This is a genomic window from Shewanella sp. MBTL60-007 (assembly GCF_019654915.1).
Lineage (GTDB): Bacteria > Pseudomonadota > Gammaproteobacteria > Enterobacterales > Shewanellaceae > Shewanella.
This window is the reverse complement of record NZ_BPET01000071.1, coordinates 1-25,582: the sequence shown is the minus strand read 5'-3', so window position 1 is coordinate 25,582 and position 25,582 is coordinate 1. Positions and strand designations below refer to the sequence as shown.

Sequence of the window (25,582 nt, the reverse complement as noted above, 5' to 3'; positions counted from 1 at the left end):
TCTTTATTGAGGGGAAAGAAAAAGTACGTTTTAATTATAAGTAATTGAAAAATAATCATTAGCATGCTGGGTTGGGGATGCCATTTGTCGACTTTGACGGTTAGCATCGTCACTTTGCTTTGGAGATCTCATTTAACTCAATCAGCTTTTAAGGCTAGCTTTTAAAAGGCTTCTAGTGTGTTTTTGTCGTTTGAACTCTATTTAACACTCTCTATTTTATACTCCTATTGGCAAATTTTCCTGTGTAGAACAATACTTGAAGGGATCTATTGCGTTTAGCTGTGTTTTCGTCGGTTGGAATAAAGAAAGCGAGACATTTTAAACTCAATTAGAAAATTAACGCCAGCCCTCAAGGTGCTCCATATCACGGAGGTAGAGATGAAAAGCTTCAAGAATATATTATTTGTTAGTCAGGGATTGCCTAGTGACAGTGACTCCATAGGGCAAGCGCTGCGACTGTCTCAAGCCAATAATGCACAGGTGAAAGGCTTGATTGTTTGTCCTGCACTTTCGCCTAAGCTCAATGAATACCAAGACACCTATGAAAATGCGCTGCGGCAAACAGTCAATCAACAAATAGATAAAAGCAGGCAGGAAAATCATATTGCAGAGGCGGATGTTCCTCTGCCTGTGCAAGTCCTCAGTGGTGAAAAACCTGCGGTAAACATCATCAAAAACATCTTAAGCCATGAGCATGATCTGTTGATTAAAGATGCCGAACCTTTAGATGGCTCCGATGAAGGGTTCAAGGCTATCGATATGACATTATTACGTAAATGTCCATGTCCTGTTTGGCTTAACCGCTTAGTCCATCAACCGCTGGATAAACGTCAGGTCGCTGTTGCGATAGATCCCATCAGTACGAGTCTTGAAGAAAACGCGCTCTCAATAAGAATGTTGCAGCTCGCACGTGATATCGCCAACAAATGCGATTACCGCCTGCATATCTTATCTTGCTGGGAGTATAAACTTGAAAGTTACTTGAGAAACAGCCTTTGGATTAAAATCGATCAGGATGAACTTAACACTGAACTCGATGCCTCAAGAGTCAGTCATCGCAAAGCATTAGATAGCCTTATTGAGCAATCCGGCATTGGCGGTGACATTATCATTCACCATCTGCAAGGCGCCGCAGATGTGCAAATCCCTGAGTTTGTTAACGGAAAAGAGATCGACATCTTGGTTATGGGAACCTTAGCAAGAACGGGGATCCCCGGCTTTGTTATCGGCAACACCGCTGAGAATATATTACAATCGATTAAGTGCTCATTAGTGGCGTTAAAGCCCGAAGGCTTTGAGTCACCGATAAGTTAGCCTTGAGTGGATCTGCTATAGCCGCAGTTTAAAGTAATGACCATCCAAAAATAACAGATGTTCAGATAAGTGCCGGATGCCATCGCATTCGGTACTATCAATACCTGCTCTAAAAATCCTCTATCATCAATGGTAGCGAGATAAGCCTCGCGCTTTTCTTATGGGGCGATAACCGCTTAGCGCCAGCATATTATCCCACGAATAATCAAAACCGCCGTGACTTCGCGGCCTAAAATTGCTTCTGGATAGATTATATAGAACACAAAATAGTAGATTACACTGAAAAGCATTAAAATAGGGATGAAAAATAACTTAAACAAGCAGATTTTAATAATAAAAAAACAGTTTATACTCCTCGCACTATTATCACCAGTTTGCTTGTCTTTCGGCTTGTTTCTTAGCTTGTCTCTCAGCTTGCTTCTCTGTTTGATATCTTATGTTTTATGTTGAATGAAGACAGATATGTTTAAATACACACCTCGAGTTGACTTCCCTTTATTACTGGCTATTTCGTTGTTGATTTTGCTTGGCTCGCTCACGGTATGGAGCGCGAGCGGTTTCAGTGAATCGATATTAGAGCGACACCTTATCCGAGCCTTCATTGCGATTGGCGCTATCCTTGTTATGTCAGTCATCTCACCGCAAAGTTATAAACGAGCCACCCCTTATCTATATGCTTCGGCGGTCATACTACTGCTTGGCGTTATTTTTGCTGGTGATAGCACCAACGGCTCTCAACGTTGGTTGGTTATTGGTCCGATTCGATTTCAGCCCTCAGAGTTAGTCAAAGTGGCAATTCCCTTGATGGTGGCATGGATTTTAGTTGCTGAAGGAGGACGTCCTGATATTAAAAAGATCATTGTCTGTCTACTTGTCACCTCGATTCCAGCTGGACTGATATTTATTCAGCCCGATCTCGATGGGGCGATATTCACCGTTATTTACGCGCTATTTGTTTTGTACTTTGCAGGAATGAGCTGGAAAATTATCGGTTCATTTCTCGGTGGGGTTGCAATCACTATTCCTGTGTTGTGGTTCTTTGTCATGGAAGCCTATCAAAAAAAGCGTGTAACTCAATTTTTGGATCCTGAATCGGATCCCCTAGGTGCGGGTTACCAGATAATCCAATCATTGATTGCAATTGGTTCAGGGGGGATGCATGGCAAAGGTTGGACTAATGCGACTCAGGGGCAGCTTGGATTCATTCCGGAAAGTCACACAGACTTTATTTTCTCAACCTACGCTGAGCAGTGGGGTTTTATTGGATGCTTACTCTTAGTCGGAATCTATCTATTTATTACTGGGCGAGTCATTTGGTTAGCTTACCAATGTCATTCCTCATTCAATCGCTTAGTCAGCGCCACTTTTGCACTGAGTTTCTTTTTATATGCTTTTATTAATATGGGGATGGTAAGCGGGTTATTACCAGTAATGGGGAGTCCATTACCCTTCTTTAGTTATGGTGGCACAGCCATGATCACCCAAGGAATTTGTTTCGGGATCATTATGTCGCTGTGCTTACAAAAATCTTATAAGCCTTAAGCACGAAACTTTTATTCTCATATTTCAAATGATGGAATGTAGCTGACTTACGTGATCTAGCTCTCATTATGTGGGTCGTGTGATCGCTTAGTCGGCACATTCCGTAATTAAATTAGATTAACTGCTTTTAATCTTTGTCTCGGTTCGTATAATTCCGTTCCGGCTAGAACGTCTCGTTCACTGCCTTTATACGTTAATACAAGCCGCTACATGGATAAGTGAATAACCCACGGAGTTGGACCGGCAAAACTTTGTAAGTTTTTAGGTGCTTCATTCTTGTATCAATGGCCGGACACTCAAATCGCTCGACGCTAAAAGGTGAGGTTATTCCTAGCCTGTTAGTCGACGTCAAATGTCGCTTTCATTAAAGCATTCCCCATACGCTATACAATTGCGACCGCCTGCAACTTAACTCTTTATATTTAATAAAAAATTGTGATAAATTATGCAGCTGTTGATCAGTTTAGTCGGAATTTCCTTTCTAATTTTCTGTGGTTGGATTTTCTCTGAAAATCGCCATGCCATTAAGTGGCGCACAGTGCTGGGTGCATTTGCCTTGCAAGCCGCTTTAGCGGCCTTAGTGTTGTATGTCCCTATGGGGCAAAACATTCTTGGCTCGGTGAGTCAGGGGGTTGCTTCTGTATTAAGTTTTGCCGATGAGGGAATTAACTTCTTGTTTGGCGATCTTGCTACCAACAGCTTTGTGTTCGCTATCCGCGTTCTGCCATTAGTTATCTTTATCAGCGCACTGATCTCTATGTTGTATTATTTCGGCATTATGCAGTGGGTGATAAAGATCATTGGCGGTGGCTTGCAGAAACTACTCGGCATAAGCCGTGCAGAATCACTAGTTACTACAGGTAATATCTTTTTAAGCCAAGGTGAATCGCCACTGCTAGTGAAGCCATTTCTACCTAAGATGACCCGATCAGAGCTATTTGCGGTGATGACGGGTGGCATGGCATCAGTTGCGGGCAGTGTATTAGGCGGTTATGCAGGGCTTGGGGTTGAGCTTAAATATCTGATTGCAGCAAGCTTTATGGCGGCGCCTGGCAGCTTGATGATGGCGAAATTGTTAGTGCCAGAAACAGGCAATATTGAGCATCAACAAGAAGTGGATATGAGCAAGAGTGAACACGGTAATGTGATTGACGCACTCGCCTCTGGCGCGATGAACGGTATGCGTGTGGCGGTGGCCATCGGTACCATGTTGCTAGCCTTTATCAGTGTCATTGCCATGTTTAACGCGGGCCTTGAGCAAGTGGGTAACTGGTTTCATTTTGAAGGTGTGACCTTGCAAAGCTTGCTGGGCTATCTCTTCTCACCAGTGGCATTTCTGATTGGCGTACCTGTCAATGAGATGATGCAGGCGGGTAGCTTTATCGGCCAGAAGCTGATTTTGAATGAGTTTGTCGCCTTTATGGACTTCACGACGGTTAAACAGCAACTCTCGATGCACTCTCAAGTGATCATTACCTTTGCTCTATGCGGCTTTGCCAACATCGGCTCGATTGCGATTCAGCTTGGTAGTATTGGCGTGATGGCGCCAGAGCGCCGCAGCGAAGTGGCAAACCTCGGCCTTAAAGCGGTACTGGCGGCAACCCTTGCTAACTTAATGAGTGCTGCGTTGGCAGGTATTTTCATTAGTTTGTAGTTCAACTATCGTTGTATTTTCCTTGGGGAAGTTCAAACATCAAAAAGAGCAGCTTAGCTGCTCTTTTTTTGTGTTTAAATATCTATAAATCGAGTCAGTGTGACTAGTGTTTTTGCATTTGATACTTGCTTATCACATCTTGGGCAACGGCTTGTCCCCATTGCTGACCTGCCATCATTGATTCTTGCATGATAAGTGGCTGAACCTTAATGAGCTTCTTACCTGCTGGCGTGTCATAGAAGCTATTCAGTGCTTGTACTTCCTCTTCACTCAGGTATTTCTGATAGATAGGCACAGTCATTTCGACTAGATCTTCAGGGTTAAACTCTGCCATGTAGTCGCTCCAAAATGTTTCTGGTGCTTCTGGGATAAGGTTTTTAAGGGCTGGGAGCATCTGATTCATGGCTTGAATACCGAGCTCTCCTGCACCGGTTTTATGCATCAGTTGTTTAACGCTTTCTGCGGAAGCGGGCTCTGCAAAAGTCGTCGCTGAAAATGTAATCAGTGCCAGAAGCGGAAGAGTTGTGAGTTTCATATCGAGCGTCCTGCTATTAATGGAGTCTAATGCTTAGTCATTCGAATGCGTCATTCGAGTTAGCCGTTTTAATTGAAAGCGAGCTAATAAGCTAATTAGATGCTGACTAAAATTCGGCTAAAATTCGGCTAAAACTCGGCTAAAACTCGACAAAGGTTTAACTAAGTTATTAGATTGATGACGGTTTAATTTATGCTAACAGCATAGAGCACTGCACTTATGAGTGAAAGCGAATTATTAATTCCTATGACGTTAGTCTAATAATCGCACTTTAAAGGAGAGAGAGTTAAAGGTTAATTAAATTCCACAGAGTGGAAATGTGGGTTATTTATACAGACGTGAAGACTTGCTATCTCATCAAGGATAACGAGTCGAGTGACGGCTAGGTTATTATTTGCCTCTATATCTGTACCATCATTTGGACTGTCTTGATAGGCTAGCTTGATGCACTCCCGTTTGTTAGCGTCACGTGCAGTGTCTAGAGCAATACCGTTAATGGTTGCACCACTTTTAAGCTTGAGTGCTACAGGGTAACGATACAAACAGGCAATTTCGATATAATCGTATTGATTACAACTGATCATCTGTTTTCCTCCATTTTATTTAACGTTAACTAAAGCTAGGTGGCTCGACTCTAGAGTAGCACAGTTGATAAAGCCTCTGTGTCGACTTGGGGGGAAAGCGGAAACGGAAACGAAAGTAGGTTGCCAGTGAGCATGAAGATGGCGTTAGCTAAATATGTTTTACCGATTGATATTGAAACTCACGCTAGGCTAAAGCAGGAATGAAACTAATGCTCGCCTTGCGTGAGGGCTACTCACAAAGCAAGTAGCCTAGCAGTCAGAACTAGAAGTAGTAGTTTAGACTGATGTTGAATAGAGAGTGGAACTCATCGTTTTGGTTTTCAATACCAAGACCTTCTTGACCGCCAATCCATACTGCATTCTTACCGTAAATGTGATCTACGAAGATGAAGAAGTCTGATACCGCAATGCTCATACCTGTTGTGTTGATAACTGAGTCATTTAGGTTAGCGTTAACATCGGTATTTGGTGTCAAGTGGCTGTAGTCGTTATACAGAGTCACTGTACCCCAGTCATAACCGATAGTCTTGGCGATGTTAGCAGCAAAGATTTGACCTTTAGCAGCAACTTCATAAGCGCCGCCGCCCATCTTCATCGCGTACAGGCCATCTTTATTCGCCTGATACTGGTCGTAGTCATAGTCAACCATCTGTAACTGTAGCTGGTAACCGCTGTACTGCGCATCTAAGTGCACTGCATAAGCTGTCGATGTACCATGGTCATCGTGAACTGTATCGTATAACTGGCCGTATTCTAGCGATGCACCCACTTGAACCGTTAGTTTGTCATAGTCAAAAACGTATGACTGACGAATGTTGAACGTGTTGGTTTCTTCGTTGTTATACTCGGTGCCGTTAACAGTACCTGTAAAACCATCCGCGCCGTAACCACGGGTATCAGATGATGAGTATTCACTGTTCTTGAAGAAGGCAACTTCTGATGTCCAGTTACCAGTGCTATAGATAGCCTTAGCACCTAGATCGAAGTCATCTTCAAAGCCCATGTAGTAGTTGATACTTTCCCACCAGTTGTGAGAGATGAAGCTCTTATTACCGAATGGCTTGCTAACAACACCACCCTGGAACTGCCAATCTTCAACACCGTTGTACGCAGCATAAGCATACTTGATGAAATGGTTGCTTGAAGAGTTTTTGAAAACGTACTTAGCACTTGCTGTCCAGTTTTCACTGATCTGACTATCGATATCAAGTTCTAATGCGTCAAATGCGAATGTACCGCCATTTGATTTAGACGATTCGTTAGCATCATCAATGAAATATTTAACTTTAACTGCACCACCTAAATCAACAGAAGGTTTGAAATCATCTGCCATAACAACCGTAGGCGCGCCAAGTAACGCACCAATTAATATAGATAATTTTAGCTTTTTCACTTTTTATTCTCGTTTGTATAATCCGGCATTGGATTAAGGAGACGAATAATATCTACAATTGAATATTAGATTGTGACGGAATACGCAATCACGGCGGCGACAGTGCCTTGATAGATTAATATTGTGAGCTAGGTGAGATTTTTAAGGGGAACTTTTTAGCTTTGTAAATGCCTTTCCGTGAACTAAAACTAAGATGCGACAGTGTATTAGATGTAAGGCCCGACATGCGGGCCTTTATTCGGTATGTTTATTAGGCTTTAAAGCGGTTCTGCAGGTAATCGAACACCGCACGAATACCGAAGGCCTCCCCGCCGATTGGTCGGCCTGGTAGTTTGCGCACATTGTAGGCCATGACATCGAAATGGCTCCAACTGATATCCTTATCGACAAACTCCTCTAAATAAAGCGCTGCCGTAATCGCACCGCCAAAAGGTGTCGTCGCACAGTTTGCAATATCGGCAATATCACTACCCGTCAGTGCCATATAGGGCTTGTGTAGTGGCATACGCCATACAGGATCGCCTACCTTAAGACCCGATGCGGTAAAGCCTGCTGCCACTTCGTCATCATTACTGAAAAAACCAGGTAGTTCAGTACCTAGGGCGATACGCATCGCACCTGTAAGTGTGGCAAAGTCGATGACCAGTTCTGGTTTGTCGTTGTTGGCTTCGGCCAGTGCGTCACACAAAACCAAGCGCCCCTCTGCGTCAGTGTTGTCGATCTCAACGGTTATCCCTTTGCGCGTGGTGATCACATCTCCAGGTCTAAAGGCGTTAGCCGATACGGCGTTTTCAACGGCAGGCACTAGTACGCGCAGTCTTACCGGCAGCTTGTGAGCCATAATTAGCTGGGCTAGACCGATAACGTGAGCCGCTCCGCCCATATCTTTCTTCATCAAGCGCATGCCAGAGCCAGGCTTAAGATCTAGGCCGCCAGAGTCGAAACAGACACCTTTACCAACTAAGGTCAGTTTTGGTGCTGACTCATCACCCCAAGTGAGATCGATTAGACGTGGCAGGTTTTCACTGGCGCGACCAACCATATGTATGGTGGGGTAGTTTTGCTCGAGCAACTCATCGCCAACAATTTGGGTGACGCTTGCACCAAACTCCTGTGACATGGCGATCATGATGTCACCTAAGTGTTGCGGCATCATATCGGCAGCAGGTGTGTTAACCAGATCGCGCACCAGTGACACCGAGCGGATGAATTTATTTGCCTCGTCCGCCTGAGCTTGAGTCGGTACCACGAGAACGGGTAAGGCTTTATCACTCTTTTTATAACGGTCGAATTGATAAGCGCCTAAGCCCCAACTAAATGCTGCTGTTCTAATGAGCTGTTCATCGCCGTTAAGTTGATATTGTCCTGCAGGCAGTTGATTGACCAAATCCCCACAAAGCCAGTAGGAATCGTCACTGTCGCTGACAAAAATAACTTGCTCGAGTTCGCCTTCTGGGCCTGGAATTAAGCTTGCGCCTTTGCTTTTAAATTGGGTATTACTGAGCCAGTTTTGGATGCGTGGTGTCTGCTGATCGCGCCAAGCGGCAAATGTGTCGCTGTTAAAAATAGATAAAGGGATGCCTGAAGCACCAGAAATAATAAGGTTGCTCATGTAAGGACTCTTTTTGTTATTAAAAGATGAGGATTGCTTAGGGGTTAGAGTATCAGGCAATAGGTTTAGGATAAAGGTAACTACGGAAATTGAGCTGCTTGGCGCGGGACTCGAGTTTGACTCTACTCGCTCCTCGATAAGGAGCGCTTATAAGATAAAAGCTGAGGCAGGGTTATTTTATTTGCTCAGAACTGGCCTGTAATCTTGCTTCACTGGCAACGCGCCTGATATTGGCTTTACGCTCAGACATATTATTAAACGAGCTAGGTAGCACGTCGACGCCGACAAGCTTGCCGAGCTTAACTACCAGCGGAATCGTGATCGGCGCAAAGGGTAAAACGGCAAACATACCGAGGCCTAGGCCTTTTAATAGATCGGCAAATTGCTTATTCGCTTCGATCAGTTCCTCTTTCGATGCTTGTCTGCAGGTATAGCGCTTATAGGCGACTAACATATCTTTAGTCTCCTGCTTCTCTTGAGATAGCGCATCTTTTAACACTAACATATCGCGCTTTAGCCGCAGCCAAAAACGGCGCCTTCCGATACGGATAACGCGAATAGGGGCTTTATGTAGGTGGACGTAAATTTTCATGGCGGCGATTGTGGCACAGCTGACACGTTATACCAAACTCCAAAAGGGAATAATGGTTAATAAACGTGTCGCTGAGCGGTTTTTGCACAAAGTGCTGAGGGGTTAACCGGCACGTAGGCTAAGAATATCAGCCAATACTATGGGTTCTGGGTAGCGACAAAATGCACTGTCTTTTTGGTCGATAGCATAAATTGACATACGGTCGGCCAACTCGTTGCCCTCAATGCCAACGTGAGCAGCAACGTGCTGAATCGCCAATTTGTCTTTTAAGGTATCATAGAGTTCATGGGACTGCTGAATGATGTCTAAGTTTTTGATATCCCCAGCAACTTGGCGCTTCCAGCCTTTGGCTTTCCAGCCGTAGGCCCAATTAGTGATACAGTTTATCGAGTACTGGGAGTCACTTAAAATTTGCACAGTCAGCCCTTGCTTGAGCGCCTTGTCGGCAATCAGTAGTGCCTGATGCAGGGCATTTAGCTCGGCTGAATTGTTAGTGCCATTGGCGTTATAAAGGCCGTAATATAGCTCGGCAAGCTGGGCATTACGATAAACCGCGACGCCTGAGCCCGCTTCACCAGGGTTGGGTTCGCAACCCCCATCGGTAAAAATAGATAGATCGCAGCGGTTAAGATCGATATCGACACTGGCTTTGGCGGCTGTTTTGGCTTTGGCGGCACTTGGCGAAGGCTTTTTAGTGCCACTGTTATAACTGGGTGCCTTAGCAAAGGCGGCCTTAGCTTCGGCCTCAGTGGGGAAGGACTTATATTTGGCCTGTGGAAATTTGTCGACCTGTTTTTTAGTGTAATCCCAGCTAGTAAAAATGCCGGTTTCACGTCCAGCCCAGACCACGTAATATTTTTTAGCCATGAAGCTTATGTCCTAAATCTAAATTAATCATTGTTTGGCCGCCGCTGGCTCGGGGTAGCCACTAAATTGGGGTTATTGACCTTTTTTACAGTGCGCAAGTAGTTTTACAAAGAACTCGCTGCCTTTACGTTCGGCAAAGGCGATGTTGCGCTCAGGGATCGTTTCCGGCTCATTATAAGTCGATAGGGCTAACTCCATACTGGCCTCGCGAATAATGTGTAGCGTAGGATAAGGAGAGCGATTGGTATAGTTCGCTGCCGAGTCTTGTGGCTCATCCTCAAAGCAGTAGTCTGGATGAAAACTCGCGAGCTGGTATTCACCTTCATAACCTTGTTCAATCAATAGCTCGTTGGCGATATCGACTAAGTCTAAATAGAGATAGAAGCCTTCGAATCCACGAGGCATGATAAACAGAGTCGTTTCAATGTCTGGATTTTCATCGAGATAAACACATTCATCAATTAGTGCCTGCAACACATCTTGCATGCGTGATTCATCGATGACGGCATACCTGATACTGGCGCGTTCAACTTCACGGCGGGCAAAAGGGCAGATGTTATATTTCATAATCACCTGTTTTACCCAGTTTTCGGTTTCTGTTGCGTACGCTTGTAATTCTGGATCCATTAACTGAGTCATGGGCTATCGTCTTTGAAGGATTATGGCGCGATCATAGGTAGGATCGATAGCACAAGCAAGAGTGCCATGGTGACATTGAAGATTTTCTGCTGTTTTGGCTTCTTTAATATTCGCTTTAAGGCAACTCCAAACCCTAGCCAAATAAAGGCGCTGGGGACTGCAACCGCAAAAAAGACGAGAGAGATAGTCATAACTTGAGGGGCTAACGCTTGGCTCATGGTTGTGAAGGTGGCAACAGCGCCAATTCCCATCACCCAAGCTTTGGGATTAACCCATTGAAAGGCGGCGGCTTGTATAAAAGAGAGTGGACTAGCCGTTTCTTTACCATTCATCTTGGTGCTGCTGTTGGCGATAAGCCAAGCCAGATACAGTAAGTAGGCGATCCCTACATACTTAATAATTACATGTAGTAGTGGATAGGCTTGAAACACAGTGCTTAGACCTAATCCTATGGCTAGCACCATGGCTGGAAACCCTATACAGATCCCACTGAGATGGGGAATGCTGCGTTTTACGCCAAAGTTTACCCCGGAAGACATCAACATGATGTTATTTGGGCCGGGGGTGATCCCCGATGAGAATGCAAATAATGCGATGGTAAAAATGAGTTCCATAGCCCATAAGTCAACATGAAAACAGGCGCTCATTTTAGCGCGATAAAGCAAATGGGGTAAAACCAATATTTGGATGGATTGAGTGAATTTATTCTCAATGGTTCGACTTTAGGTCTAAGTAATAGCTTTTAGTTATAAGTGGTGAATGACTAATTACTTCTGCATAGGTATTCACTTTGATTGCGGTCTTAATCTCCACTTTCATAATCTCTGCTCCTAAGCCTCAGTATTTAAGGTAGATCTGTCATTTCTTTGACTCTTGAATGTTAATTCAAATATGCAGTTTTAAGTTGATACGCCAATCTGATATTGAGTAATTTTTAAGCTTGATTGTGAATATTGTATAAATTATAACTTTAATGAGTTAACAAGGTGTTAACATCTCACGCTGTGAAAACAATATGCGGCAGCGTTGGTAAAAGCCATCCATATCTCACTTTCCTGCATTAGGTGATTTAAGGACATAGTCGCAAACCATTGGAGTCAAACATGTCAACAGAATCATCTAAACCACAAGCTCAACGAGGTAAGTTTAAAGTCCATGCTTTAGCGCTTGCCTGTTCGGTAGTCTTCTTTCCTGGAGCCGTATTGGCGGCCTCTGAGCCGGCACCAACGGCTAAAGAGTCATCTAAAGCGGCTCATGGTAAAGAGTTGAAGAGCCGCTTTGAAAAAGGCGCCAATATTCCTGGGCAGCAGAAAGGGGCTGAAAAAAATCAACGCCAGCATCTTACAAAGGGGAAGGCTGAAAAAAAGGTTGAGGGGCCGACGGGCGTATCTGGTCTAGCCGCGGAAGCTGAAGAAAATGTGTGTAGCAGTGAGTTAGCCAGCCTAAGCGGTGAGGCTCTGTTTGACGCCGTTAGGCAAGCAGAGATCTCATGTATTTCTGAGTTGTACTCTAGAAATGATGCCGTTTCGGTTGCCGCCTATCAGACAGATAATGTGGTTGCGGTTGCTAATCGAGCTGCGGCCATCGCAGCTACTTATGACAGCAGCACAGGTTACGAAATGCGCAACTTGTTCTATTTCCTGCGCGGCGCATTTTACATTGAGTTTTACAATGATGATTTAACTTATAGCGATACCCAAGCCGCTGATGTAGTTTATGGTGCGTTAGTTGAGTATTCGAAGAACCCAAAGCTATTTGAAATCACTCATTCTGCAGGTGATACCCTGATGGAGTTCTTCACATCATGGGCGAGCGCCGATCATATTCTTGAAAGCGTGCCAGTGATCACAGATTACCTGCAGATGTTTAATGCAGACTTTTTAGCGAGTAATCGCCATCGCGCCGCGATGACTAGCGCGCTAACCACACTTTACTACGGTAGTTGGGCTGAAGATTACAACAGCAAAGCCATGGAGCATGGTGAGCTGATTGATGCGCTACTGAACATTGCCACTGCTGATTATATTATTAACTCTGACTATCAATATGAGTCCACCGATGCCTTCCATGAGTTTGGTCGCTTCTACGAGTATCAAGCATACTGGGATCTACCGCAAAGCTTGAAAACACGCCTCAATGACGGCGTAGAGCTCTATATGAGCAAGTTTGAGCGCATGTCTGCTGAGTGGGCTGACGGTGCTGGCTACCTAGATTATTACAACCCGGGTGAGTGTGAACAGTTCGGCATTTGTGGTTGGGAAGAGGAGCTTGAGCAAACGGCGCTACCCATCAACTATAGCTGTAGTGATACCATCTACATTCGCGCCCAACAGTTAACTAACGATGAGCTCCAAGCGTCTTGTGATCTGATGGGCGGTGAAGAGGTACTGTTCCATGATGTGCTTGCTACGGGTTATCAGCCAGTAGCTGATGACTTGAATGAAAGTCTTGAAGTGAACATCTTCGACAGCTACGACGATTATGCACAGTACGCTAGCGTGATTTTTGGGATCAATACCAATAATGGCGGCATGTACCTTGAAGGCACGCCATCACAAGAGGGTAATCAGGCACGCTTTATCGCCCATGAAGCTACTTGGACCGATGAGATCTTGGTATGGAACTTAAAGCATGAGTATGTGCATTACCTCGATGGTCGTTTTAATCTTTATGGTGCGTTCAATTATTTCGATATTGATACTGGCAAGTCGGTATGGTGGACAGAAGGTCTAGCCGAATATATCTCGAAGCAAAACCGTAATGACGGGGCTATCGAGATGGGGCGCTCACAAACTTATAGCTTAAGTGAAATCCTATCAAATACCTATGACAGTGGTTCTGATCGAGTCTATAGCTGGGGCTACCTAGCGGTTCGCTTCCTGTTCGAGAACCACAGAAGTGATGTAGATGCACTATTAGTACTCGCTCGCGGCGGTGATGCCGATGGCTGGTTAGCTTATATCGATAATACCATTGGGCAAAACTATAACAGTGAGTGGAACACTTGGCTGGCGTCAGTGACTAGTAATGATGACTCAATCAGTACTGGCATTACTCCGCCAGTTGACTCTGATGGAGATGGTGTCCCTGATAGCCAAGATGCCTTCCCTAATGACCCAACAGAGACTCGTGATACTGACAGTGATGGAGTCGGTGATAACGCCGATGCGTTTCCAACCGATGCCACAGAAACAGTTGATACCGATGGCGATGGTGTCGGTGACAATGGCGATGTATTCCCAACCGATCCAACTGAGTGGGCCGATAGTGATGGTGATGGAATTGGTGATAACGCCGATACCGATGGGCCAGTTGAGCATTGCGGTGCGGCGACGATTAACGACGGTAAGTTAACACTCGAGCAGACAGAGTGTGTTGCAGGCAGCGATATCAACTACTTCTATACTTACATCGAAGAGGATAACACGCCGCTTTATATCACTACATCTGGCGGTGAAGGGGATGTGGATCTGTTCTTCAACCAAGATATTTGGGCTAAGCCATCTGATTTTGATGCCAAGTCTGAAACCAAGGGTAATGAAGAGTCGTTAAGTGTGATTGCTAATCGTGGTTGGGTTTATGTGAGCCTATTAGCATACCAAGATTACCAGGGAGTCAGTCTTAAGGTCAGCTTAAACGACGCTGGCGATAGCGGTACGGCTCCTGTCGCAGTGGCCGATGCATGTGCGGCACAATCTCCTTATAGTTACGGTGGTGTCGAGTTTGGTGAAGCTATCTGTATTGCAGACGGTCACTCAAGCTATTACTTCTATGTACCAGCGGGTACGCAAGAGGTTAGTGTAGCCAGTGGTCATGGTAGTGGCGATGTGAACCTTTATGGCAACAGTCAGACATGGGCTGGACCAGATTCATTTGAGGTGAAATCCGAGAATCAAGGCAATGTCGAGAGCCTAACTATTACCGAACCTGCAGAAGGTTGGTATTACATCAGTGCCGATGGTGCACCATCGAGTGAAGGTGCCAGCTTAGTGGTTAATATTAAAAGCCAGTAATCAACTCGTTAACAGACAAAGAAGCCGATTCAGATGAATCGGCTTCTTTTTTGGTTGTTACAAACAATCAACAATATAAGGGCAATACAGCCCTAAAGGCTCGACAGCACCTTATGAGTCAGGTTAGGTTAATGTTTAAAGTGTTACGCTGCAATTCGATAATAAGAGGTGGGGAAACCTATGATTAAGAAATGTATCTCAATGCTAGTAGTAGGGTTATCGCTACTAGTTGGTTGCAGCTCAGCTAAACATGTTGAGGCTGAAATGGCCGCAACGCGTACGACTATGGTGACGACAGGTGATCTTGAATTGCTCAGTCACTCTACAAAGGCCTTTGCTTGGCACCCTGATATGTTTGCGGTTCACGCCAGTGATGAAGTGGATAGCAAAGCGGTGATTAAGCATATGAAAGCCGCCATTACTCAGGCGATGGAGGCAAAGGGCTACCATTTAGCCAGCGCTCATGAGTCACCAAGTGTACTGGTGGGCTTTGGCGTGGCGCTAGAGTCAGAGATGAGTGATAAAGAGATTTTGAAAAGGGCGGGCTTAGTCGCAGGCTTATCGACCGAAGGCGTAAATAAAGAATATGAAAAGGGCTCTGTATTAGTGGCGTTGTTTTCTCCCCATAGCACCATGCCTGTGTGGCGCGTTCTTGCTCAAGGATTTACCGATCTAGACAATAGCCCAGAGCAAAGAGAACAACGTTTTGAGCGTTTGCTATCCGCTATGCTTAAGCCTGTCCCAACTATTTAATGTTAAAGTAAACTAGAATAAGGGGATATTTCTCAATATTGCCATCGATTCGTATTGGTACCATTCTAGGTTCATAAGGATATTAAATGATATTACGACTAGTTAATGTTGCAGCATTGGTTCTCATCATGTTGGGCTCGTCAGTGGTACAGGCAAGTGATTGGATTCAGATCAGTGAAAAAACGGTTAACTACAAAACGGAAACCGACACAGTTACGCCTAAAAAAGCTGAAAAAGAGGTTAGTCATATAAAGCTTAAGTGTGTTCAAGGCACAGTTAATATGCATAAAATTGTATTGATTATGGCTGATGGTGACAGGAAAGAGGTCGACAACTTAGGCGTATTAACTAAGGGCTTATCAAGCCGCAGCATTAGCGTCCCCGATGGCGATCTAAAATCCATTGAATTGACCTACGATAGTGTCGGTAGTCAGACATTGGGAGTGGTTGGTGCGACTAAAAAGGGGAAGTTAAAGATAATGGGAAAAACCAGCGACGAGGGGTAAACCGACAATTTTTATCGCCCTTACTTTTGATATAGAAAGGCCCTGCAATTATTTATCAGTAATTGCAGGGCCTTTTAGTTAACGCTATGTGTTAAAAAAATCATGGGGTTAACGATCGTGTCTCGGATGACTGTCAGCTTAAGCTAGCCTTTATCTTAAAAAAGGACTAGTAACTTACACTCACTTCATAAGAGCCAAATTTACGCACATTGATTACCCCTGTATCAAAGATCAGATACTGACCTTTTATGCCCTTTAAAATACCCGAGACCTCAGGGTTTTTGTCAAAGTTGTGCGAGCTTATCTTGGTTGGAAACTCACTCACTGGGTAGTTGATGGTTTGAATCGACTCATCGAGCTGTGATACTGCAAACTCGCCGTGTTCAGCGGTGATCTCTTTTAAGCGTTCAGCTATCTGCGGAATGAGCGTTTCAGCTTGCTGTTTAAGATCCAGTTCATCGGCGTTACCTTTAAGCATCGTTCGCCAGTTAGTCTTGTCGGCGATCATCTTAGCCAGTGCCGTCTCGACTAAGCCAGAGAGCAGGCGGGTCTCTACCTTAAAAATTGGCAATCCTTGAGTCGCTCCCTGATCTATCCAACGAGTCGGCAGTTGCGTATGGCGTGTAATGCCCACTTTAACCCCAGAGGTGTTCGACAGGTAGACATAGTGCGGCACGAAGCAGTTTGCCTCTCCCCAAGAGGGTTCACGACAGGTTCCTGCGGCGTAGTGGCAGGTTTCTGGCTTCATGATACACATATCGCAGCTCGCCAGTTTTTGCATACACACGTAGCAGTGACCCTGAGAGTAGCTCTTTTTGGTTTTTTTGCCGCAACTACAACAGAAGATTTTTCCGGTATGGGTGAGCGTAAGCTGGTGGCCAATTAATGGATTCAAATCCAAGAGTTCTTCGCCAACAGGCAGTTGATATTGCACTACTTGGTTTTCATCCAAGTGGCTGCGCATTTTTCTTAAGGTTCCAAGCATGACATTTCATTTCTTATCGATGTTTTCACTAGTCTAACAGATTGTTAAGCAAGCTTTGGAATGGTTTTTTCGATTGCTAATAATGGAGTTTTTGATTTTTAGTCTTAGTTTTAAAAATTCTCAATGGTGGAAAAATTAAATAATGAATAGTGAGCCACTAGTGTTGGCTTCATAGGTATTTGATGACGGTTTTTGTTTTGCCCCAGCTAATCTATGAACCACTAGCTTCTTGCACCGTACTGTATGGAGAGGGTAACACTCTGTAATGCACAGCTATTCAGCTTGAACATCTTCCTCTTTCTTCTTTAATGAAAAGCTTATACTTTACAATTGGTTAAATCTTGTTTTGGAGCGATAACAGGGCTGTAATGTCTTTTAGGGGGGGAGTTCGTTAGTTTATCTCGCTTTGGCAAAAATCAAATAAAGCAGAGCTAATCATACAAGTTGGCTTTGGTTATTGGTTGCATCACACTCCATTTAATCTAAGTGTTATTTGTGTTCAATAGACTGATAAGTGTTTTGTTCGCATAACGGCCGCAGGTTTGCGTTATCAAGAACGGCTAGCATTAAAAATCATCGAATCACCGATCAAGTAAAAGTCGGTACCGATTATACTGCTGGCGTAAGTTGGATACGGATATGCTTAAGACAAGCACTTATTATCATATCTTGTCTTATCTTAGCTGTTTGAAGTAAATGCAAAAATAGATACTAATACACCACTAGCTGCGCTATTATCCCGCCCCCTGATTTGCTCCATACTGGTTTCGTCGCAATGAGCATACTTTTGCTGTACCAGCTTTTGAAGCAAGGCTGAACTGTGATTTAAAATGGCGTCTAATTGCGAATAGACGTAAGTTCCTATCTTAGAGATATTGCTGACAGCCTCGTGTCATAAGCAATGCGTTAATTAGCACAAAGTATGAGAAACATTACTCAAAGACTTGGGAGACTAAAGCTAGTTCTCCTGATGACAGCAGCTTCTATTTCAGTGTCTATTTTTATTACTTTTTTTGTATGTTATATCTGTTTACAGGGCTCTGTTAGCTATATCGCCATATTACTTTCAGTAATCATTCCTTTGATCGTTGCGCCGCTGTCTTCATGGCATTTGTTAGGGCTGCTGATGAAAATCGATAAGTTAGAAAAGGAGATGAGGAAGTTAGCATCGCTCGATCCATTGACTGAGCTCTGTAATCGACGGGCATTTTTTAATGATGCAAAATTGGCTATTCGTTGCGCCGAGCAGGAGCGAAGAGTGGTATCTGTGATTGCATTAGATCTGGATAGATTTAAGGCGATAAACGATAGCTATGGGCATAGCGCAGGTGACGCAGTGCTAAGGCACTTTGCTGCAACGATAAGAGCTAACTGTCGAACTTCTGATTTAATTGGTCGTTTAGGTGGTGAGGAGTTTGCTTTGTTGCTGCCAAATACATCGGCAGTTGCCGCCTATGCACTCGCTCAGAGGCTACATCTTGCATTAAGGGGAACGGTTGTTGCGTACGAACAGTCAAAAATTCTCTATACCGTTAGCATCGGAGTTATATCACTGGTTCCTCGAGAAACGGACACGATAGAGACCATGCTCAATAAAGCCGATCGGTCACTCTATCTTGCAAAAGAAACTGGGCGAAACTGCACTATGGTCTTTGATGGCTAAAGCGACTAAGTTTTTATCGCCGTTGAATAAAGGTGCCTATTGAATTTGGCATTCTCTCACTTGAGTCGACCTAGGACTGTTAACGCTAGCCGGGCACAATACTCAGCCTGGCTAGCATTAAATTTAAGCCGATAGGTTATCCAACACCACATCGTCACCTATGTCGTGAAGGGCTTGAGTTAAGCGCTCTTCATCTTGGCTATCTTGCATGCTGACATTAAATTCGGCTCTAAAAAGCGCGATTCCCGTGTGACTGGCGCTCTCGTAACGGGTACTCATATGCTCGATATTAATCCCAAGAGCACTAATCTTATTTGAAATTTCATGTACTAAACCGGGTCTGTCATAAGCGACTAAGGAATAACTGACCTGTTTGTTTCGAGTTTGGGCCTTACTGGTTTTGGCGTAGGTTAATGAGATATCCTCTAATAGCTCTAGGCTCTCTATGAGTTCATCCCACTGGGCTGCAGGTACTTCTAATAATAGGATTGCGGCAAAAATACCATCGATATGGCGCAGCTCGGAATCTAACCAGTTTCCCCCGTGGCGACTGACCGCATGGGCTATCTGTTCTACTAAGCCTTCTCTATCCTTTGCCTGCAAGGTAACTAGATATCTTAACATTTGATATTACTCCATTATTTATCATGCCAATTGGGTTGGATTTACTAGGTCTTACAAGGGGTTTCCGTCTAATATAGCCAGCATTTAAATCTAACCACTAGTAAGTCAACCTTTGTAACACTAATGTCATTTTTGCGTCATATAATGCACCACATTAAAAATACGCATGCTTGGAATTCGTTCTAGGAAAACTCACTAAACCTAGTGTTAGCATAATCGTTAATACAATCCCAGTTAAACTTTAACTGGCTAAAGAATAATCGAGGTTCTTAATGGAAACTCAGGTATCTCAGCCTGGAACTGCAGCAAAAAGCCTACTGATCAATAATGGTTCTTCGCGCAGAGCTATCAAGGATAAGGCTGCCCAAATTGGGGTGACAGTGGGCGGAACCATGGTGTTTGTCGCATTGCTCTTGATCTTCTTTTATCTGCTGTATGTGATTAAGCCTATCTTCGATAGTGCCGAAGTAACGCCTGTTATCAGTGCCGAATATCATGACTCCACGCCCGCACTGATGGTGGGAAGTGATGAGCAGAACGCGATTATGTACCGAGTATCACAGCTAGGTAAGGTCGATTTTTATGATACGCAAACCTCTCAACTGTTAAGAAGTGAGCAGATCAACACTCCTGCGGGTGTTCATGTCGTCAGTAGCGCGGCTGCGGTACCAAGCGAGCAGCGGTTTGCTCTTGGTCTGAGTAATGGCCAAGTGATAATTGCTGGTATTGAGTTTGGCGTCACCTACCCTGATAACCAGCGCTTGATCACTCCTAGATTACGATTTCCTAACGGCAATCAAGCCTTAACCGTTGATCCACAAGGGCGCGCCTTAAATAACTTAGTCTTTGATTACAGCAGCGATAAAATGAGCTTCGTCTATCAAACCGACGATAAAGTTTGGCATCTGTCTCGCCAAGAGGGCGAAGAGAACATGATGACTGAAGAGGTGGAGTGGCTTGCTTACAACAGCACTATTCCTGACTCACCAGTTAAGGTTCAGCAGCAGTTGATGACACCGGACCAACGTCAACTCATTCTAAGCTCAGATAACAAGCTCTTTATCTATGATATTCGTGATGCAGATGAAGTAGAGTTAAGTCAGGTGCTGTCTCTATCACGCGCTAAAGCTGAGGTAACTAATGTCAGTCTTTTAGCTGGTGCAAGTTCATTATTGGTTAGTTATGACTCTGGTTTAGTCCAGCAATATTTTCAGGTCAACGGCGAGCATGGTCGTCAGTATCAAGAGATCCGCAATTTTAAGGTTGATGGTGATATTCAAACTGTTGGGTCGGAGTTCTATCGTAAAACCTTCGTAACGATTACCGCAAAGGGTGAGTTGAGCCTGTTATATACCACCAGTGAAAAAGAGTTATTCTCAGAAAATATGGGATTAACGGATCCTGGAACCCTAGGTTTTAGTCCGCGCTCAAACGCCCTCATTGTCGAGGCTGACGGCAAACTAAACTTGTTCAGTGTTGAAAACACTCACCCAGAAGTCTCATGGAGTGCGATGTGGCAGAAGGTGTGGTACGAGGGTTATCCAGAGCCTAAATATGTGTGGCAGTCGACGTCGGGTTCAGATGACTTTGAAGCTAAGTTGAGTCTAATGCCACTGGCCTTCGGTACCATGAAGGCAGCCTTGTATGCCATGTTATTCGCCACGCCTCTGGCAATTGCTGGCGCCGTGTATACCGCTTATTTCATGTCGCCGAAAGTTCGCGCTGTCGTTAAGCCGACTATCGAGATCATGGAGGCGCTACCTACGGTGATTCTGGGCTTCTTGGCTGGCCTTTGGCTAGCGCCACTGATTGAAGATAACTTGCCAGGGATCATGACCCTACTGCTGTTACTGCCGATTTCGATTTTGACCAGCGCATTTGCTTGGTACAAGTTACCGGGCAAGTGGAAGCAGCGACTACCGGATACCTATCAAGAGTTGATGCTGCTACCGGTGATAGTCTTTGTCGGTTGGTTTTCGTTTGCGATTAGCCCAACGCTTGAGCTTGCACTGTTTGATGGTGATACACGCATGTTTATTACCAATGAACTCGGCATTACTTTTGACCAGCGTAACGCTTTGGTTGTGGGTATTGCCATGGGCTTCGCGGTTATCCCGACCATTTTCTCTATCGCAGAAGATGCGGTGTTTTCGGTGCCGCGTCACCTTTCAAATGGCAGCTTAGCTCTCGGGGCTACAAATTGGCAGACTCTGACTCGTGTGGTGCTGCTAACGGCAAGCCCAGGGATTTTCTCGGCGGTAATGATGGGCCTTGGCCGAGCTGTGGGGGAGACCATGATTGTACTGATGGCGACAGGTAATACTGCGATTATGGAGTGGAGCGTATTCGAAGGTATGCGAACGCTCGCAGCAAACATTGCGGTAGAGATGCCTGAGTCGGCTATCGGTAGCTCTCACTACCGAGTGCTGTTCTTGGCTGCCTTTGTGCTATTTATCTTCACCTTCCTCTTCAACACGATTGCGGAAGTGGTTAGGCAGCGCCTGCGTGAACGTTACAGCTCGCTGTAAAGCCGATTGTTATGGATGATAAGAAATGACGTTAACTATGAATTCTTCAAACATGAGTTTCATCAATACGAGTTTGGCAGCCACGATAAGAGGTGTCGTTAATGGGTAAGTGGTTTAAGTCTGGCTCTCCTTGGATATGGATGACCAGCGGCGCAGTGAGCCTGTGTTTGATTGCGGTGTTAGGGTTGTTGTTATTGATCGCCTGGCGCGGTTTGAGTTACTTCTGGCCTGCTGATATTTATCAGTGGGAGATGAAAGGACCTCAAGGTGAGCGTTATACCTTAATTGGTGAAGTTTACGATAGGGAAGAGGTGCCGACAGAGCGACTACTTGCTGCGGGGCATAAATTTGATACCCAAGTGGGTGAGACTGTGACCCGATACCTGATTAAAACGGGTAACCGTGAATTTGTGAGCCTAGATTTTCGTTGGATTTTGGCGACAGATATCATCTCACGCAGCCAGCCGGAAAATATTGCCATTATTGAACGTAGTAAAAATGGTGACTTCTATGGTTACCCCGTGGCGATCATCGAAGACGGTGTACGGTTAACATCACAAGATATAGAAGCGGATTTTCAGGCCTATATTGAACGCGCGGTGGAGCTTAACGATAGGGCGTTGGCGCTGCAAAAAGGCGTCATCGGCTCGATCAACTATGAGCTTGAGAGCCTGCGCTTAAAGTCTCGTCGTTACGAGTTAGATAACGCGTTAACCGAGAGCCGTGAGGCAGAGATAGAGGCGGAGCGTTCTAAATTAAACGCAGAATATCAGTTGGTTGAAAAAGAGTTCTTCGCGTTAAAGAGCGAAGCGGCGAGAGACTCGGTGGTTATCCGTGATATGCGTGGCGAAGAGGTGATTTTAAAGTTAGACACGCTCTTAGATGTGACCTACGCCAACCGTCTAAGCCTGTTAGGTAAAGTAGGCCAATGGTTTATCGGCGTGGGGAAATTCGTCAGTGATGACCCACGTGAAGCCAATACCGAGGGGGGAGTGTTCCCAGCGATTTTCGGCACGGTTTTTATGGTGATGCTAATGGCGGTTATCGTGACACCATTTGGGGTTGTCGCGGCTATTTACCTACATGAATACGCCAAGAAGGGCCCTATCACTAAGATGATCCGCATCGCGGTTATTAATTTAGCCGGCGTTCCCTCGATTGTTTACGGTGTGTTTGGTCTAGGTTTCTTCGTCTATATGTTTGGTGGCACGTTAGATCAACTTTTCTATCCTGAGGCATTACCCGCGCCAACCTTTGGCTCGCCAGGTGTCATTTGGTCAGCTTTGACCCTAGCTATTTTGACCTTACCTGTGGTGATTGTATCGACGGAGGAGGGATTGAGCCGAATTCCAAGCTCAGTCCGTCAAGGTAGTTTGGCACTAGGCGCAACTAAAGCTGAAACTCTGTGGCGGATTATCATACCTATGGCGAGCCCGGCAATCATGACGGGGTTGATTTTGGCGGTCGCTCGTGCGGCAGGTGAGGTCGCGCCCTTGATGTTGGTTGGCGTGGTAAAGCTTGCGCCGACACTGCCTATCGATATGAACTTCCCTTTTGTGCATCTAGAGCGAAAGTTCATGCACTTAGGTTTTCATATCTATGATGTCGGTTTTCAAAGCCCTAACGTAGAAGCGGCGCGTCCCTTGGTATACGCCACTTCATTTCTTTTGGTCTCGGTAATTGTGGCACTTAACTTAACCGCCATTGGTGTACGAAACCACTTACGCGAAAAATATCGTTCGCTTGAGCATTAATTGACGATTATCCTAAGCAGTAGGAAAGAACATGATTTCAATAGATCAATCGGTAATGAAGACTGATATGCTAGACCTAGAAAACTTAACCAGCGATGAAACAGCGCTCGAGATCCGTAATTTAGATCTTAAATATGGTGACAAACAGGCACTATTTGATGTGTCGATGAAAATCCCTAAGAAAAAAGTTACCGCATTTATTGGCCCAAGTGGTTGCGGTAAATCTACACTGCTGCGCTGTATTAACCGCATGAATGACTTAGTCGATAACTGCCACATTGGTGGCGAGATATTACTGCACGGTCAAAATATTTACGACAAGCGTGTCGATGTAGCTGCACTTCGTCGTAACGTGGGCATGGTGTTTCAGCGCCCGAATCCTTTCCCTAAGTCCATCTATGAGAACGTGGTTTACGGTTTGCGCCTTCAAGGTGTGAATAACCGCCGTGAACTCGATGATGCAGCAGAGCGTTCACTGCGCGGTGCGGCTATTTGGGATGAGGTGAAGGATAGATTGCATGACAATGCTTTTGGCTTATCGGGTGGTCAGCAGCAGCGTCTGGTGATTGCGCGTGCCATTGCTATTGAGCCTGAAGTGCTGCTGCTCGATGAACCTACATCGGCACTGGATCCGATTTCAACCTTGACCATTGAAGAGCTGATTACCGATCTAAAGTCAAAGTATACCGTGGTGATTGTAACGCATAACATGCAGCAGGCGGCGCGTGTGTCGGATCAGACGGCATTCATGTACATGGGTGAACTGATTGAATATGCCGATACCAATGCCATCTTTACCACGCCTAGGCAGAAGAAGACCGAAGATTATATTACTGGCCGTTACGGTTAATAGAGATAGGATCGAACGATGGAAAACATGAATTTAAATAGACATATCTCTGGCCAGTTTAACGCTGAACTTGATGATATTCGTAACCGTGTATTGGCAATGGGAGGCTTGGTTGAGCGCCAGCTTGAACAGTCGCTGGATGCTTTAAGCGCGCTGGATGCAGATCTTGCACAGAAAGTGATTGAGGGCGATCACAAGGTTAATGGCATGGAGGTGGCTATTGATGAAGAGTGCACGCGTATCATCGCCAAGCGTCAGCCGGCGGCTAGTGACTTACGCTTAGTATTGGCTATCTCCAAGACGATCACCGATCTCGAGCGTATTGGCGATGCCTGCGTTAAGATAGCCAAGGCGGCGATGGATAAGCGTTCTAAGAACCAGCAGCCACTGTTAGTAAGCATAGAAAATATGGGCCGCCATGCGACACGTACTTTAAACGCCACTCTCGATGCATTGGCGCGTATGGATGCCGACGTCGCGTTAGAGCTTCACAAAGAAGACTCTAAGCTGGATAAAGAGTATGAGGGGATCATTCGACAGCTGATGACCTATATGATGGCGGATCCGCGCTCAATCCCAGAAGTACTCGATGTGCTTTGGGCCGCTCGAGCTGTAGAGCGTGTAGGGGATCGCTGTCAGAATATTTGTGAATACATTATTTACTACGTTAAAGGTAAAGATGTGCGCCATATCTCCTATGAAGAGATGGAAAAGGATCTAAAGCGTTAGTTTATTTGGGCTTCTATTTGTTAATTTATTTAAATGTTAAAAAATAGCGTTGAGATTGAGTTCACACTTTTTGCTAAATGTTGAATTAAGTTATACAAAAAAGCAGCGATAAGCTGCTTTTTTTGTTTCTTGGATCTAGACGAAAACATTCACTCGGGAAATAATGTATAGTGCTCGTGAAAATTGTGTTGTTATAACCTGTGAGCTAAATCCTATTTAATAGCTGAACAAGCCGATATACGGCGTTCTTATGTTGGGCTATTCAATGTGATTTATATGCCTTTCAGGGTAAGTAAGTGCTTATCTTTTTATTAGCTAAGTTATATGAGCCAAAGCCGTTATTTACCATGATTGGTGTTAGATGTTAATTAATCAAAAGTCTCATCTATATTCGAGATAAGCCTCTAGGTTTTATAAACATTCTTAAGGTGAGTATCATTTACGG

The 25,582-nt window shown here is 44.8% G+C and carries 21 protein-coding genes; 11 read left to right on the top strand and 10 right to left on the bottom strand.

What is annotated here, in order from left to right; translation table 11 throughout:
• Positions 1 to 378: 378 nt before the first annotated feature.
• The 3 genes from K5Q92_RS21140 (at position 379) to K5Q92_RS21130 (ending at position 4,510) form a co-directional block, all read left to right on the top strand.
• Positions 379 to 1,314 carry a universal stress protein gene (locus K5Q92_RS21140; RefSeq protein ID WP_220770846.1) on the top strand — a complete coding sequence of 312 codons (936 nt, stop codon included), beginning with the start codon at positions 379 to 381 and terminating at the stop codon, positions 1,312 to 1,314.
• A gap of 462 nt (positions 1,315 to 1,776) precedes the next feature.
• Entirely contained in the window at positions 1,777 to 2,856 is a 1,080-nt protein-coding gene (gene rodA, locus K5Q92_RS21135; RefSeq protein ID WP_259649661.1) for a rod shape-determining protein RodA, read from the top strand.
• Between the two features lie 445 nt (positions 2,857 to 3,301).
• Positions 3,302 to 4,510 (top strand): NupC/NupG family nucleoside CNT transporter, encoded by a 1,209-nt coding sequence (locus tag K5Q92_RS21130; RefSeq protein ID WP_220770844.1) that lies wholly within the window; start codon positions 3,302 to 3,304, stop codon positions 4,508 to 4,510.
• 103 nt (positions 4,511 to 4,613) lie between these two features.
• Here the strand turns inward: K5Q92_RS21130 and K5Q92_RS21125 are convergent, their stop codons facing one another.
• The 8 genes from K5Q92_RS21125 to K5Q92_RS21090 form a co-directional block, all read right to left on the bottom strand.
• Positions 4,614 to 5,045: a DUF2059 domain-containing protein gene (locus K5Q92_RS21125; RefSeq protein ID WP_220770843.1), complete on the bottom strand. Its 432-nt coding sequence runs from the start codon at positions 5,043 to 5,045 to the stop codon at positions 4,614 to 4,616.
• 293 nt (positions 5,046 to 5,338) lie between these two features.
• Entirely contained in the window at positions 5,339 to 5,629 is a 291-nt protein-coding gene (locus K5Q92_RS21120; RefSeq protein WP_220770842.1) for a Rho-binding antiterminator, read from the bottom strand.
• A gap of 262 nt (positions 5,630 to 5,891) precedes the next feature.
• On the bottom strand, positions 5,892 to 7,022 hold the full coding sequence (locus K5Q92_RS21115) for a hypothetical protein (protein ID WP_259649660.1): 1,131 nt from the start codon (positions 7,020 to 7,022) through the stop codon (positions 5,892 to 5,894).
• Between the two features lie 250 nt (positions 7,023 to 7,272).
• On the bottom strand, positions 7,273 to 8,634 hold the full coding sequence (locus K5Q92_RS21110; protein ID WP_220770841.1) for a M17 family metallopeptidase: 1,362 nt from the start codon (positions 8,632 to 8,634) through the stop codon (positions 7,273 to 7,275).
• 172 nt (positions 8,635 to 8,806) lie between these two features.
• Positions 8,807 to 9,226 carry a hypothetical protein gene (locus K5Q92_RS21105; protein WP_220770840.1) on the bottom strand — a complete coding sequence of 140 codons (420 nt, stop codon included), beginning with the start codon at positions 9,224 to 9,226 and terminating at the stop codon, positions 8,807 to 8,809.
• Positions 9,227 to 9,328: 102 nt separating this feature from the next.
• Positions 9,329 to 10,093, bottom strand: coding sequence for a ribonuclease H family protein (locus K5Q92_RS21100; RefSeq protein ID WP_220770839.1), 765 nt, complete (start codon positions 10,091 to 10,093; stop codon positions 9,329 to 9,331).
• Positions 10,094 to 10,165: 72 nt separating this feature from the next.
• On the bottom strand, positions 10,166 to 10,732 hold the full coding sequence (locus K5Q92_RS21095) for a DUF1415 domain-containing protein (protein WP_220770838.1): 567 nt from the start codon (positions 10,730 to 10,732) through the stop codon (positions 10,166 to 10,168).
• Positions 10,733 to 10,752: 20 nt separating this feature from the next.
• Complete coding sequence (locus K5Q92_RS21090; protein WP_202721575.1) at positions 10,753 to 11,346, bottom strand: LysE family translocator; 594 nt, start codon at positions 11,344 to 11,346, stop codon at positions 10,753 to 10,755.
• A gap of 489 nt (positions 11,347 to 11,835) precedes the next feature.
• Between K5Q92_RS21090 and K5Q92_RS21085 the strand changes: the two genes are divergently transcribed.
• The 3 genes from K5Q92_RS21085 to K5Q92_RS21075 all read left to right on the top strand — a co-directional run bounded on the left by K5Q92_RS21085 (position 11,836) and on the right by K5Q92_RS21075 (position 16,004).
• Positions 11,836 to 14,745, top strand: a complete 2,910-nt coding sequence (locus K5Q92_RS21085; RefSeq protein ID WP_220770837.1) for a M9 family metallopeptidase — start codon at positions 11,836 to 11,838, stop codon at positions 14,743 to 14,745.
• Between the two features lie 180 nt (positions 14,746 to 14,925).
• The gene (locus K5Q92_RS21080) at positions 14,926 to 15,498 is read left to right on the top strand and encodes a DUF4136 domain-containing protein (RefSeq protein WP_220770836.1); all 573 of its coding nucleotides are present in this window, start codon (positions 14,926 to 14,928) and stop codon (positions 15,496 to 15,498) included.
• Between the two features lie 86 nt (positions 15,499 to 15,584).
• A complete protein-coding gene (locus K5Q92_RS21075; protein ID WP_220770835.1) occupies positions 15,585 to 16,004 on the top strand; it encodes a hypothetical protein in 420 nt (139 codons plus the stop codon).
• A gap of 166 nt (positions 16,005 to 16,170) precedes the next feature.
• Here the strand turns inward: K5Q92_RS21075 and K5Q92_RS21070 are convergent, their stop codons facing one another.
• Positions 16,171 to 16,989 carry a DUF2797 domain-containing protein gene (locus K5Q92_RS21070; RefSeq protein ID WP_220770834.1) on the bottom strand — a complete coding sequence of 273 codons (819 nt, stop codon included), beginning with the start codon at positions 16,987 to 16,989 and terminating at the stop codon, positions 16,171 to 16,173.
• 1,126 nt (positions 16,990 to 18,115) lie between these two features.
• On the opposite strand from K5Q92_RS21070, the gene K5Q92_RS21065 reads away from it, so the two are divergent.
• Complete coding sequence (locus tag K5Q92_RS21065; RefSeq protein ID WP_259649659.1) at positions 18,116 to 18,652, top strand: GGDEF domain-containing protein; 537 nt, start codon at positions 18,116 to 18,118, stop codon at positions 18,650 to 18,652.
• A gap of 123 nt (positions 18,653 to 18,775) precedes the next feature.
• Here K5Q92_RS21065 and K5Q92_RS21060 read toward each other — a convergent pair whose 3' ends face one another.
• Complete coding sequence (locus tag K5Q92_RS21060; RefSeq protein ID WP_220770832.1) at positions 18,776 to 19,276, bottom strand: glycine cleavage system protein R; 501 nt, start codon at positions 19,274 to 19,276, stop codon at positions 18,776 to 18,778.
• Positions 19,277 to 19,548: 272 nt separating this feature from the next.
• Between K5Q92_RS21060 and K5Q92_RS21055 the strand changes: the two genes are divergently transcribed.
• From K5Q92_RS21055 to phoU, 4 genes are all read left to right on the top strand, one after another.
• Complete coding sequence (locus tag K5Q92_RS21055; RefSeq protein ID WP_220770831.1) at positions 19,549 to 21,804, top strand: ABC transporter permease subunit; 2,256 nt, start codon at positions 19,549 to 19,551, stop codon at positions 21,802 to 21,804.
• 101 nt (positions 21,805 to 21,905) lie between these two features.
• Positions 21,906 to 23,558 (top strand): phosphate ABC transporter permease PstA, encoded by a 1,653-nt coding sequence (gene pstA / locus K5Q92_RS21050; protein WP_220770830.1) that lies wholly within the window; start codon positions 21,906 to 21,908, stop codon positions 23,556 to 23,558.
• Positions 23,559 to 23,589: 31 nt separating this feature from the next.
• Positions 23,590 to 24,408, top strand: a complete 819-nt coding sequence (pstB, locus tag K5Q92_RS21045) for a phosphate ABC transporter ATP-binding protein PstB (RefSeq protein WP_220770829.1) — start codon at positions 23,590 to 23,592, stop codon at positions 24,406 to 24,408.
• A gap of 18 nt (positions 24,409 to 24,426) precedes the next feature.
• The gene (gene phoU / locus K5Q92_RS21040; protein ID WP_220770828.1) at positions 24,427 to 25,137 is read left to right on the top strand and encodes a phosphate signaling complex protein PhoU; all 711 of its coding nucleotides are present in this window, start codon (positions 24,427 to 24,429) and stop codon (positions 25,135 to 25,137) included.
• The last annotated feature ends 445 nt before the right edge of the window (positions 25,138 to 25,582 follow it).

Excerpts from the sequence above, each read along its gene's own strand:
- K5Q92_RS21080 (WP_220770836.1), top strand. The coding sequence starts at position 14,926 with ATGATTAAGAAATGTATCTCAATGCTAGTAGTAGGGTTATCGCTACTA.
- K5Q92_RS21065 (WP_259649659.1), top strand. The coding sequence starts at position 18,116 with ATGAAAATCGATAAGTTAGAAAAGGAGATGAGGAAGTTAGCATCGCTC.
- K5Q92_RS21060 (WP_220770832.1), bottom strand. The coding sequence starts at position 19,276 with ATGTTAAGATATCTAGTTACCTTGCAGGCAAAGGATAGAGAAGGCTTA.
- K5Q92_RS21095 (WP_220770838.1), bottom strand. The coding sequence starts at position 10,732 with ATGACTCAGTTAATGGATCCAGAATTACAAGCGTACGCAACAGAAACC.
- K5Q92_RS21055 (WP_220770831.1), top strand. The coding sequence starts at position 19,549 with ATGGAAACTCAGGTATCTCAGCCTGGAACTGCAGCAAAAAGCCTACTG.
- pstA (WP_220770830.1), top strand. The coding sequence starts at position 21,906 with ATGGGTAAGTGGTTTAAGTCTGGCTCTCCTTGGATATGGATGACCAGC.
- rodA (WP_259649661.1), top strand. The coding sequence starts at position 1,777 with ATGTTTAAATACACACCTCGAGTTGACTTCCCTTTATTACTGGCTATT.
- K5Q92_RS21085 (WP_220770837.1), top strand. The coding sequence starts at position 11,836 with ATGTCAACAGAATCATCTAAACCACAAGCTCAACGAGGTAAGTTTAAA.
- K5Q92_RS21090 (WP_202721575.1), bottom strand. The coding sequence starts at position 11,346 with ATGGAACTCATTTTTACCATCGCATTATTTGCATTCTCATCGGGGATC.
- K5Q92_RS21125 (WP_220770843.1), bottom strand. The coding sequence starts at position 5,045 with ATGAAACTCACAACTCTTCCGCTTCTGGCACTGATTACATTTTCAGCG.
- K5Q92_RS21075 (WP_220770835.1), top strand. The coding sequence starts at position 15,585 with ATGATATTACGACTAGTTAATGTTGCAGCATTGGTTCTCATCATGTTG.
- K5Q92_RS21105 (WP_220770840.1), bottom strand. The coding sequence starts at position 9,226 with ATGAAAATTTACGTCCACCTACATAAAGCCCCTATTCGCGTTATCCGT.
- K5Q92_RS21100 (WP_220770839.1), bottom strand. The coding sequence starts at position 10,093 with ATGGCTAAAAAATATTACGTGGTCTGGGCTGGACGTGAAACCGGCATT.
- pstB (WP_220770829.1), top strand. The coding sequence starts at position 23,590 with ATGATTTCAATAGATCAATCGGTAATGAAGACTGATATGCTAGACCTA.
- K5Q92_RS21140 (WP_220770846.1), top strand. The coding sequence starts at position 379 with ATGAAAAGCTTCAAGAATATATTATTTGTTAGTCAGGGATTGCCTAGT.
- K5Q92_RS21130 (WP_220770844.1), top strand. The coding sequence starts at position 3,302 with ATGCAGCTGTTGATCAGTTTAGTCGGAATTTCCTTTCTAATTTTCTGT.
- phoU (WP_220770828.1), top strand. The coding sequence starts at position 24,427 with ATGGAAAACATGAATTTAAATAGACATATCTCTGGCCAGTTTAACGCT.
- K5Q92_RS21110 (WP_220770841.1), bottom strand. The coding sequence starts at position 8,634 with ATGAGCAACCTTATTATTTCTGGTGCTTCAGGCATCCCTTTATCTATT.
- K5Q92_RS21120 (WP_220770842.1), bottom strand. The coding sequence starts at position 5,629 with ATGATCAGTTGTAATCAATACGATTATATCGAAATTGCCTGTTTGTAT.
- K5Q92_RS21070 (WP_220770834.1), bottom strand. The coding sequence starts at position 16,989 with ATGCTTGGAACCTTAAGAAAAATGCGCAGCCACTTGGATGAAAACCAA.